The sequence below is a fragment of the Streptomyces sp. NPDC057654 genome (genome assembly GCF_042800135.1).
In the GTDB taxonomy this organism is placed as follows: Bacteria; Actinomycetota; Actinomycetes; order Streptomycetales; family Streptomycetaceae; genus Streptomyces.
The window spans coordinates 1-10,596 of sequence record NZ_JBHVHQ010000229.1 but is presented as its reverse complement, the minus strand read 5'-3'; the positions used below and the strand labels follow the sequence as shown (position 1 = coordinate 10,596).

The 10,596-nt window shown below is 72.8% G+C and carries 11 protein-coding genes; 4 read left to right on the top strand and 7 right to left on the bottom strand.

Features of this window, described 5'->3' with window-relative positions:
- Positions 1-281 precede the first annotated feature (281 nt).
- The 3 genes from ACFU99_RS18885 to ACFU99_RS18875 are packed head-to-tail and all read right to left on the bottom strand — an operon-like array spanning position 282 to position 2,381.
- Complete coding sequence (locus ACFU99_RS18885; RefSeq protein WP_384393150.1) at positions 282-1,235, bottom strand: NAD kinase; 954 nt, start codon at positions 1,233-1,235, stop codon at positions 282-284.
- Complete coding sequence (locus ACFU99_RS18880) at positions 1,232-2,077, bottom strand: TlyA family RNA methyltransferase (protein ID WP_384393156.1); 846 nt, start codon at positions 2,075-2,077, stop codon at positions 1,232-1,234. Before ACFU99_RS18880 ends, ACFU99_RS18885 begins: the two co-directional genes overlap by 4 nt.
- A gap of 13 nt (positions 2,078-2,090) precedes the next feature.
- Complete coding sequence (locus ACFU99_RS18875) at positions 2,091-2,381, bottom strand: hypothetical protein (RefSeq protein ID WP_384393147.1); 291 nt, start codon at positions 2,379-2,381, stop codon at positions 2,091-2,093.
- 83 nt (positions 2,382-2,464) lie between these two features.
- Between ACFU99_RS18875 and ACFU99_RS18870 the strand changes: the two genes are divergently transcribed.
- Entirely contained in the window at positions 2,465-2,812 is a 348-nt protein-coding gene (locus ACFU99_RS18870) for an SCP2 sterol-binding domain-containing protein (protein ID WP_384393144.1), read from the top strand.
- Here ACFU99_RS18870 and ACFU99_RS18865 read toward each other — a convergent pair.
- The 3 genes from ACFU99_RS18865 to ACFU99_RS18855 all read right to left on the bottom strand — a co-directional run bounded on the left by ACFU99_RS18865 (position 2,778) and on the right by ACFU99_RS18855 (position 6,027).
- Positions 2,778-3,848 (bottom strand): ABC transporter ATP-binding protein, encoded by a 1,071-nt coding sequence (locus ACFU99_RS18865; protein ID WP_384393141.1) that lies wholly within the window; start codon positions 3,846-3,848, stop codon positions 2,778-2,780. The genes ACFU99_RS18870 and ACFU99_RS18865 overlap by 35 nt on opposite strands.
- Positions 3,845-4,888 (bottom strand): FecCD family ABC transporter permease, encoded by a 1,044-nt coding sequence (locus ACFU99_RS18860; protein ID WP_384393153.1) that lies wholly within the window; start codon positions 4,886-4,888, stop codon positions 3,845-3,847. Before ACFU99_RS18860 ends, ACFU99_RS18865 begins: the two co-directional genes overlap by 4 nt.
- A gap of 89 nt (positions 4,889-4,977) precedes the next feature.
- The gene (locus ACFU99_RS18855; protein ID WP_384393138.1) at positions 4,978-6,027 is read right to left on the bottom strand and encodes a FecCD family ABC transporter permease; all 1,050 of its coding nucleotides are present in this window, start codon (positions 6,025-6,027) and stop codon (positions 4,978-4,980) included.
- A gap of 55 nt (positions 6,028-6,082) precedes the next feature.
- Here ACFU99_RS18855 and ACFU99_RS18850 point away from each other — a divergent pair, with 55 nt between their 5' ends.
- The gene (locus ACFU99_RS18850; RefSeq protein WP_384393135.1) at positions 6,083-7,102 is read left to right on the top strand and encodes an ABC transporter substrate-binding protein; all 1,020 of its coding nucleotides are present in this window, start codon (positions 6,083-6,085) and stop codon (positions 7,100-7,102) included.
- A 52-nt stretch (positions 7,103-7,154) separates the two neighbouring features.
- A complete protein-coding gene (locus ACFU99_RS18845; RefSeq protein WP_384393132.1) occupies positions 7,155-7,994 on the top strand; it encodes a siderophore-interacting protein in 840 nt (279 codons plus the stop codon).
- A 185-nt stretch (positions 7,995-8,179) separates the two neighbouring features.
- Here ACFU99_RS18845 and ACFU99_RS18840 read toward each other — a convergent pair whose 3' ends face one another.
- Complete coding sequence (locus ACFU99_RS18840) at positions 8,180-9,214, bottom strand: HAD hydrolase-like protein (RefSeq protein WP_384393130.1); 1,035 nt, start codon at positions 9,212-9,214, stop codon at positions 8,180-8,182.
- Positions 9,215-9,290: 76 nt separating this feature from the next.
- Here ACFU99_RS18840 and ACFU99_RS18835 point away from each other — a divergent pair, with 76 nt between their 5' ends.
- On the top strand, positions 9,291-10,571 hold the full coding sequence (locus ACFU99_RS18835; protein WP_384393127.1) for a DUF1015 family protein: 1,281 nt from the start codon (positions 9,291-9,293) through the stop codon (positions 10,569-10,571).
- Positions 10,572-10,596: the final 25 nt, after the last annotated feature.

The following is a 10,596-nucleotide window of genomic DNA, read 5'->3' as shown; positions in this document are numbered from 1 at the left end:
CAGGGCGGTTTTAAAACGTGGCGCGCCACCGCGGGGCGCGCCACCCCGACCGCATGAATGCCCAGCGCAACCCAGCGCCCCGTCTGGGGCGCGGGGAACTGCGCGACCAGCTACGACGAACCCGCGGACGGCAACGGCGCACCGAACCCCACAGCCCCGACGGACTCGCGAAAAACCAGCGCAACCCAGCCCCCAAAGGGGCGCGGGGAACTGCGCGACCAGCCACAACGCACCCGCGGACGAAGCACCGGCCTCACGAGGGCGCGAGTCCCGGCGAAACGCTAGTGCGGGGCGCCCCGCCACCCGGCGACCGGCAGGGCGAACTTCGCCACCAACCGGTCCGTGAAGGACGCATGGTGCAGCCGCGCCAGCCGCACCGGCACCGCGCCCCGCCGCACCTCCACCCGCGCCCCCGCGGGCAGTTCGACCGTGCGCCGCCCGTCGCACCACAGCACCCCGTGCGGCGTCTGCGGCTGCACCTCCACGGCGAGCACCGAGTCCGGCGCGGTCACCAGCGGCTTGGCGAACAGCGCGTGCGCGCTGATCGGCACCATGAGCAGCGCCTCCACCTCCGGCCACACCACCGGCCCGCCCGCCGAGAACGCGTACGCGGTGGACCCGGTCGGCGTCGCGCAGACCACCCCGTCGCCGCCGAAGCGGGAGACGGGCCGCCCGTCGACCTCCGTGACGACCTCCAGCAGCCGCTCGCGCGCCGCCTTCTCGACGGACGCCTCGTTCCAGGCCCAGTCGGTGTGAACGATGTGCCCGTCGTTGCGTACGAGGATGTCGAGCGTCATCCGCTCCTCCACCTCGTACGCCCGTGTCGCGACGCGGTCCACGACCTTGTCGAGGTCGTCCCGCTCGGCCTCGGCGAGGAACCCGACCCGGCCGAGGTTGACGCCGAGCATCGGCACTCCGGAGACGCGGGCGAACTCCGCGCCGCGCAGCAGCGTGCCGTCGCCCCCCAGGACGACCAGCAGTTCGCATCCGGCCAGCACGTCCGGCGCCTGCGGCCCGGCCTCGACCAGTTCCACCTCGGGCGGCAGCGGCAGGTCGGCGGCCTCGCCGGCGAGGACCCGGACCCCGATGCCGCAGCGCAGCAGCCCCTGGACGACGAGTTCGGCGCTGCGGATGGCCGCGGGGCGGCCGGTGTGGGCGAGCAGGAACACGGTGCGCCGCTCATCGGCTGTTGCAGACGCTGCTGAAGCTGCTGAAGCTGCTTGTGATGTGGTCAACGAGGCCCCTCCGCCACGGCACGGTCAACGTCGGCCGGGTCCAGTTCGGGCGCCCCGGCACGCAGCCACAGAAAGTACTCGACATTCCCGGACGGTCCTGGCAGCGGGCTCGCGGTCACGCCCAGAACGCCGAGGCCGAGCGCCGCGGCCCGCTCGCCCACCGCCCGTACCGCCTCGGCGCGGAGCTTCGCGCTGCGCACGACGCCGCCGCTGCCGAGCCGCTCCTTGCCCACCTCGAACTGCGGCTTGACCATGAGCACGAGGTCCGCGCCGGGCGCCGCGCACCGCACGAGCGCGGGCAGCACCAGCCCCAGCGGGATGAAGGACAGATCGCCGACGACCACGTCGACCGGCTCGCCGTCGATGTGCTCCAGCGTCAGCTCGCGTACGTTCGTACGGTCCTTTACGGTGACCCGCTCATCGCTCTGGAGCGACCAGGCGAGCTGCCCGTATCCGACGTCCACGGCGACGACGCGCGCCGCCCCGGCGCGGAGCAGCACGTCGGTGAAGCCGCCCGTCGACGCCCCGGCGTCCAGCGCCCGGCGGCCCTCGGCGGTGAGGCCCAACGGCCCGAACGCGGCCAGCGCGCCCGCGAGCTTGTGCCCGCCGCGCGAGACGTACTCGGGGTCGTCGTCGTCCTTGGCGACGACCAGGGCCGCGCCGGTCTCCACCTGGGTGGCCGGCTTGGTCGCGGTGGCGCCGCCCACCGTCACCCGGCCGGCCGCGATCAGCTGGCTCGCGTGCTCGCGCGAGCGGGCGAGCTTGCGGCGCACCAGCTCGGCGTCGAGCCGCGCGAGCCGGCCGCGCCCGCCGCTGTGGTGGCTGTTCTTGCCACGTGCCACTGCCACGTGTGGTTCAGCTCCTGTTGTCGTACGGACCGGAGGGCGCGGGAGGCCCGGGGCGCTGGTCGAGCGCGGTCAGCGCGGAGCGCAGGCCCCGGTGTACATCCTCGTACACCTCCAGGTGGCCGCTCGCCGCGAGGTGGTCGGCGTCGGCCAGCCGCTCCAGCTGGGCGTCCACGTCGGCGTTGCCGGTGGGGGTGCGGCGCACGCCGAGCGGCCGCGGCCCGGCGTCCGCGAGGGAATCGCCGGCCGGCTCCGGGTCGCTCTCCGTCTCCGGCTCGCCGCCGGTCATCGGATCGGTCATGGTTCCGACGCTACCCCGGAACAGCTCGTATTCCGGTCCGCGGGCCCCGGCGCGGGCGACCCCTGGGGTACCGTCCCTCACCTATGGCGACCATCGATGAGTGCCGGGGCGCACTCGACCGGCTGGCGGAGAACCTCGCGGGGGCGGACGGCGACCTGCGCACCGCCGCCGCGCTCAACCGCTCGCTCAGCTGCCACCTCACCGACCTCGACACCACCTTCGTGGGCCGGCTCGCGGCCGGCCGGATCGAGGACGTCACGGCCGTGCCCGGCCCGCCGCCCGGCCGCGCCGACATCAGGCTGGCGATGACCGGCGACGACCTGGTCGCCCTCGTGGGCGGCGAGCTGAACTTCGCGAAGGCGTGGGGCAGCGGCCGCGTCAAGCTCCAGGCGGGGCTCAGGGACGTGCTGCGGCTGCGCTCCCTGCTGTGACGGCCCGGCCCCGGTCCGTACGGTCCTCCTGAGCCGTACGGGCCTTGGCCACCCGTTCCCCGGCCGTGCGCGCGTCGCGGGCGGCGGGCACCACGAGCGGGGTGGCGGTCTCGGGGTCGTCGATGACCTGGCAGCGCAGCCCGAAGACCTCCTCCACCAGCTGTGCCGTGACGACCTCGGCGGGCTCCCCCTCGGCGACGATCCGCCCGTCGCGCATGGCGATCAGGTGCGTCGCGTAGCGGGCGGCGTGGTTGAGGTCGTGCAGCACGGCCACCAGCGTGCGCCCCTGCTCCTCGTGGAGCTGCGCGCACAGGTCGAGCACCTCGATCTGGTGCTGGATGTCGAGGAAGGTGGTCGGCTCGTCGAGGAGGAGCAGCGGGGTCTGCTGGGCGAGCGCCATGGCGATCCAGACGCGCTGCCGCTGACCGCCGGAGAGTTCGTCCACGTAGCGGTCGGCGAGCGCGCCGACGCCCGTCGCCGCCATGGACTCGTCGACGACCCGCTCGTCCTGTGCCGACCACTGCCGCAGCACGCCCTGGTGCGGGTACCGGCCGCGCGCGACGAGGTCGCCGACCGTGATGCCGTCCGGCGCCACCGAGGACTGCGGCAGCAGCCCGAGCGTACGGGCGACCTTCTTGGCCGGGTACGAGCCGATGGCCTGCCCGTCGAGGAGCACGGAGCCGGCGGCGGGCTTGAGCATCCGGGAGAGGGCGCGCAGCAGCGTGGACTTGCCGCAGGCGTTGGGCCCGACGATGACGGTGAAGGAGTTGTCGGGTATCGCGACGGAGAGGTTCTCCGCGATGACGCGCTGGTCGTAGGCGAGGGTGACGGACTCGGCCGCAAGACGGCTCACGGTATCTCTCCTGTTGCTGGTGGTTTCCGGGGCGCGTGCGCCTGCCGCGGGTACGTCCGTACCGCCCGTACGCGCCTCGCTCGTACCCGTCCCGCTCACATCACTCACATCACTCACATCGCCGATACCGCCGATACCGCCGACACCGCCGACATCCGACGAACGCTCATCCGCACGTCTCATATCCGCCCCGCCCTGCGCTCGGTGAACAGCAGCCACAGCAGATAGCAGCCGCCCAGCATCCCGGTCAGCGCGCCGACCGGCAGCCGGTCGGCGCCGAAGATCCGCTGCGTGGCCCAGTCGGCGGTGACGAGCAGCGCCGCGCCCATGCAGGCGGCGGCCACCAGGTTGGGGCCCGGCGCGCGGGTCAGCCGCCGGGCGAGCTGGGGCGAGGCCAGGGCGACGAAGGCGACGGGCCCGGCGGCGGCCGTGGCGGAGGCGGTCAGCAGCACGGCGGAGAGCATGAGCACGAGCCGCGTCCGCTCCACCCGCACCCCGAGCGCGTACGCCGCGTCGTCGCCCATCTCCAGCATCTTCAGGCTCCGGCCGTGGCCGAGCACGACCGGGAAGAGCACCGCGCAGACGGCGAGCAGGGGCCGGACCTGGTCCCAGTCGCGGCCGCTGAGGGAGCCGACCATCCAGGCGACCGACCGGGAGGCGTCGGAGGGGTTGGCCTCGATGAGGAGATAGCCGATGAGGCCGGTGAGCATGGCTGCGGCGCCGATGCCGACGAGGACGAGGCGGTAGCCGTGCACGCCCTTCTTCCAGGCCAGCGCGTAGATGGCGACCCCGGTGACGAGCCCGCCGACGACGGAACCGGCGGAGACCGCGACGGTGCTGCCGTGGAAGAGGACGATGACGGCGAGCGCGCCGACCGTCGAACCCTGGCCGAATCCGATCACGTCCGGGCTGCCCAGCGGGTTGCGGGCGACGGACTGGAAGACCGCGCCGGCCATCCCGAACGCCGCGCCGACGAGCAGGGCCACCAGGACCCTGGGCAGCCGCAGGTCCTGGACGATGAACTCCTGCGCCTTGGTGCCGCCGCCGGTCAGCGTCCGCAGCACGTCGGCGGTGGACATCGGGAAGTCGCCGATGCCGATCAGGACGACGGAGGCGGCGAGCGCGACGGCCACGAGCAGCAGCGAGACGAGCGCCGCCCGGGGGGCGAAGCGGAAGGAGAGGCCGCCGGGGGTGCGTACGGCCCTCATGCGGCGGCTCTTCATACAGCTCTTCGCGGCCGGCTCGCGCGCGGCGCCCTCCGCCGCCGGGGCCCGGTCCTCTTCCGCGTCCGCGCGGTGCGTGGGTGCGCTGTTCACAGGTGCGCCATCTTCCGTCGGCGTACGAGATAGATGAAGACGGGCCCGCCGATCACCGCCGTCACGATGCCGACCTGGAGCTCGGAGGGCCGGGCGACGACCCGCCCGACGATGTCCGTGCCGAGCAGCAGGACGGGCGCGAGCAGCGCCGCGTACGGCAGGGTCCACCGCATGTCGGGGCCGGTGATCGCCCGTACGACGTGCGGCACCATCAGCCCGACGAACACGATGGGCCCGCAGGCGGCCGTCGCGGCGCCGCACAGCAGGGTGACCGCGAGCATCGCGAGGACGCGGGTGCGGGTCAGGTTGGCGCCGAGCGCCCGCGCGGTGTCGTCGCCGAGCGCCACGGCGTTCAGCGGCCGGGCGAGCGCGAGCGCGAGCACCACGCCGGCCAGGATGAACGGCGCGACGCGCGCCACGATGTCGCCGTTGGCGGCGGCCAGCGAGCCGACCGTCCAGAAGCGCAGCTTGTCGAGGGCCGCGTTGTCCATGAGCTGTACGGAGTTGACATACCCGAAGAGCGCCGCGGTCACGGCGGTGCCCGCGAGCGCGAGCCGCACGGGCGTCGCGCTGCGGCTGCCTCCCAGGATGTACACGGCGACCGAGACGGCCCCGGAGCCGAGGAAGGCGAACCAGACGTACCCGGTCAGCGAGGTGACGCCGAGGAAGCTGATGGCGGAGACGACGGCCGCCGCGGCGCCCGCGTTGACGCCGAGGATGCCGGGCTCGGCGAGCGGATTGCGGGTGAGCGCCTGCATGACCGCGCCCGCGAGGCCCAGCGCCGCGCCCGCCAGCACACCGAGCAGCGTGCGCGGCAGCCGTACGTCCCGGATGACGACGTCCGCGTCGGTGCCGGAGTAGTGGAACAGGCCGTGCCAGACCTGGTCGACCGGGATCTGCTTGGCGCCGACGGCGATGCTCGCCACCACGACCAGCAGCAGCACGCCCGCCGCGGCGAGCAGCCCGGCCGCGCGGGTGGCGTTGCGCCTTCGGGGCTCGGCGGCCTCCGGGGCGGCGCGGGATTCGGGGGGACTGTCGACCAACACCCAGTTAGGTTAGCCTAACCTGGCAACTGCCCTCCAGGAGAGAAGCACATCCCCCATGAGCAACCCCCGCACCCTCACCCTGTCCCGCCGCGGCCTCCTCGCCGCGGGCGGCGCCGTGTCCATCGGCGCCCTGCTCACCGCCTGCGGGGGCGGCAGCTCATCGTCGGGCTCCTCCACAAAGGACAGCGGCCCCTGGACGTTCAAGGACGACCGCGGAGAGAGCGTCAAGGCCGACCACACGCCGAAGAACATCGTCGCGTTCACCGGCTCCGCCGCGGCCCTGCACGACTTCGGCATCGACTGCGTCGGCGTCTTCGGCCCCACCAAGCTCAAGGACGGCAAGCCCGACCCGCAGGCCGGCGACATCGACATCACCAAGGTCACCATCCTCGGCAACGCCTTCGGCGAGTTCAGCGTCGAGAAGTACGCGGCGCTCTCCCCCGACCTGCTGGTCACCAACATGATCCAGGACCACGACCTGTGGGCCGTCCCCGAGGAGAGCAAGAAGAAGATCCTCGCCCTGGCCCCCAGCGTCGGCATCACCACCTCCCACACCCCGCTCCTGGAACCCATCCGGCGCTACGCGGCGCTCGCCGAATCGCTCGGCGCGGACTTGAAGGACAAGAAGGTCACCGACGCCAAGGCGCGCTTCGAGAAGGCCGCCGAGCGGCTCCGCAAGGCCGCGAAGGCGAAGAAGGGCCTCAAGGTCCTCGCCGCCTCCGGCAGCGCCAACCTGCTGTACGTCTCCGACCCGACCGTCTACACCGACCTCAGCTTCTTCAAGGAACTCGGCGTCGACGTCATCGTCCCCGGCAAGGTCAGCGGCGGCTTCTTCGAGAACCTCAGCTGGGAGAACGCCGACAAGTACCCGGCCGACCTCATCCTCCTCGACAACCGCACCGCCACCCTCCAGCCCAAGGACCTCGCCGCCAAGCCGACTTGGGCCAAGCTCCCCGCCGTCAAGGCCGGGCAGGTCGTCCCCTGGCTCAGCGAACCGCGGTACTCCTACGCCGGCTGCGCCCCGATCCTCGAAGACCTCGCCGCCGCCGTCGAGAAGGCCAAGAAGGTCACCTGACCGGTCCCGGCCCCACGCAGCCCAGCCCGGTACCCGAGAGGAGCACCCCCACATGCCCGCCATGCCCTTCCGCTTCTTCGACGTGCGCGTCCTGCGCGCCGAACGGCTCAGCCCCGCCATGGTCCGCGTCACCTTCACCGGCGACGACCTGTCCGCCTTCGCCGGCGGCGGCCGGGACCAGCGCTTCAAACTCTTCCTCCCGCGCCCCGGCCAGGACACGCCCGTCCTCCCCGACGACCGCGGCGAGGGCTGGTTCGGCGCGTGGCGCGAGATGGACCCGGCCGTACGGGCGGTCATGCGTACGTACACGGTGCGCGACCAGCGGCGCGACCCCGCCGAGGTGGACGTCGACTTCGCCCTGCACGGCGGCGACCACGCCCCGGCAGGCGCCACGGACGGACCGGCGTCCTCCTGGGCCCGCGCCGCCCGCCCCGGCGACCGCGTCACCCTGCTCGGCCCGGTCGAGGAGGACAACGGCGGCATCGACTTCCGCCCGCCGCCCGGCACCGACTGGACCCTGCTGACCGGCGACGAGACGGCGCTCCCGGCCATCGCCGGCATCCTGGCCCAGCTCCCGCCCGACGCCCCCGCCAAGGTCTGGATCGAGATCCCGACCGCGGAGGACGCCCAGTTCCTCCCCACCAAGGCCGCCGCCGACATCACCTGGCTGGTCCGCGAAACCCCGCAGGCCAACCCCGTCCTGGACGCCGTACGCACCGCGGACCTGCCCACCGGCACCCCCTACGCCTGGATAGCCGGCGAATCCGCCAACGTCCGCGCCCTCCGCCGCCACCTGGTCGGCGACCGCCAATTCGACCGCAAAGCGGTCAAGTTCACGGGCTACTGGCGCCGGGGCGTAACGGAAGACGACCTGATCGCAGAGATCGAGTAGATGCCCGCCCGCCCAGCCAAATCCAGCCCGTCCGGCGCTTGAGCACAAAGCCCGGCCCACTCTCCCCGGGTTCACCCCACCCACCCCGTCCGACCCCCTCCAGCCCGTCCGGCGCTTGAGGACCGGGGCCCGGGGCGGAGCCCCGGTTACGGGAAGGGGCGGGGTGGGGAAAAAATCCCCCCGGGCTACCGCCCCCACCCCCACCGCCCCAACACGCCCCCCGAGTCCACCTCACAAACCTGGTCCCCGGCTACAGACCAGGCGGCCCCGCACAACGCCCGCAGCCCATCAACAGAAGCCCCATCCCCCTCAAGCACAAACTTCCCGCCCCTCACAGAGGCAGCCCACCCCCCACAAACAAAACCATCCCCCTCCGCCGAAACAATTGGCTGCGGCTCCAGCAATCCCCGCAAATCCAAAGCCACATACGTAGGCCGATGCCGAGGCGCGGCCCCCAGCAACTCCCCCGCCGAAGTAACCCCCGTCAAAACCAACAACGAATCCACACCCCCCACATAAGCCCCCTCGATATCCGTATCCAGCCGGTCCCCCACCACCAACGGCCGCGCAGCCCCCGTCCGCAGCACCGTCTCCCGGTGCATAGGAGGCAACGGCTTCCCCGCCACCCGCGGCTCCGCCCCCGTGGCGATCCGCACGACCTCCACCGCCGCCCCGTTCCCCGGCGAGATCCCCCGCGCGCTCGGAATCGTCAGATCGGTGTTGGAGGCGAACCACGGCACGCCCCGCGCCACCGCGTACGACGCCTCCTGCAACCGCTCCCACGTCATCCCCGGCCCGCCGTACCCCTGCGCCACCGCCGCCGGATCGTCGTCGGCCGAGAACACCGGCTCCAGCCCGCGCTCCCGCAGCGCGACCTCCAGCCCCTCCGCGCCGATCACCAACACCCGTGACCCCGCCGGGACCTGATCGGCGATCAGCCGCGCCACAGCCTGCGCCGAGGTGATCACATCCGCCGCCTCCGTCGCGACCCCCAGCCGCGTCAGATGCGATGCGACCGTCTGCGGCGTACGCGCCGCGTTGTTGGTGACGTACGCCAGACGCATCCCGCCGTCCCGGGCCGCCCCCAGGGACTCCACTGCGTGCTCGATCGCCTCGCCCCCCGCGTACACCACCCCGTCGAGGTCGAGCAGCGCGGTGTCGTACGCGGCGCTCAGCCGCTCCTCGCTGCCGTCGGGGCTGGTCCGGACGGTCTGGTTCATGGCGTGCGCTCCTCGTGCTTCCGTGTCTCTCTCCCCCGATCATCGCTCATCCCGGTATGCGGCATAACATTTCCCAATGAGCACTCCAGGGCACGCCGGACAGGGTCTCCAACTGGCCCCCTTCAGAGGGCTGCGCTATGTGCCGGAGCGGGTCGGCAGCCTGGCCGCCGTGACCTCGCCCCCGTACGACGTCGTCGTACGACCGGACGGACTGCGCCACCTGGAGACCGCCGATCCGCACAACATCGTCCGCTTGATCCTCCCGCAGGCCGCCACCGCCGCCGACCGCCACCGCCAGGCCGGTGAGACCCTGCGCCGCTGGCAGGAAGAGGGCGTCCTCGCCCCCGACCCCGAACCCGCGCTCTACGTGTACGAGCAGCACGACGGCCGTACCCTCCAGCGCGGCCTCATCGGGGCCCTGCGCCTCACCCCCCGCGAAGCGGGCGTCGTCCTCCCGCACGAGGATGTGATGCCGCACATCGTCGAGGACCGCGCGGCGCTCATGCGCGACACCTACGCCAACCTCGAACCGCTCCTCTTCGCCTACCGCGGAAACGGTTCCACAACCGGCGCCACCGCCGTCATCGAGCGCACGATCCGCACCGAACCGCTGCTCGCCACCACCACCGAGGACGGCTTCGCCCACCGCCTGTGGTCCCTCACCGGCCCGGACGACCTGGCCGCCATCGATGAGGACCTCTCCCAGAGACAGGCCCTCATCGCCGACGGCCACCACCGCTGGGCCACGTATCTGCGGGTGCACGCCGAGCAGGCCGCGCCCGGCCCCTGGGACTACGGCCTGGTCCTCCTCGTGGACACCGCCCGCTATCCCCTGCTCGTACGGTCCATCCACCGCCTCCTGCACCGCCTCCCGATCAAGGAGGCCCTCAACGCCGTGTCGGACACCTTCCGGGCCCGGGCCGTCGAAGGCTCGCTGCCCGAAGCCCTCGAAGCCCTCGCGGACGCGTCACGCGCCGGCGGCACCGCCTTCCTGCTCGCGGGCGACGGCGGCTTCCATCTCATAGACCGCCCGGACCCCGGCCTCCTGGCCCGTACGATCCCCGACGACCGGCCGCAGGCATGGCGCTCGCTCGACGCGACCGTCCTGCACTCGGCCCTGCTCGAACACGTCTGGCAGGTCCCGGACGACCCCGACCACATCGGCTACATCCACGAGGCGGCGGCCGCCGTCGAACAGGCCGAACGGCACGGCGGCACGGCCGTCCTGATGCACCCGGTACGCGAAGAGGTCGTACGCGAACTGGCCCAGCAGGGCGTGACCATGCCCCGCAAGTCCACGTCCTTCGGCCCGAAACCGGCCACGGGCCTGGTGCTGCGCAACCTGGCACTGGGCTGAAAACAAAGAGGGCGGGGTTCCGACC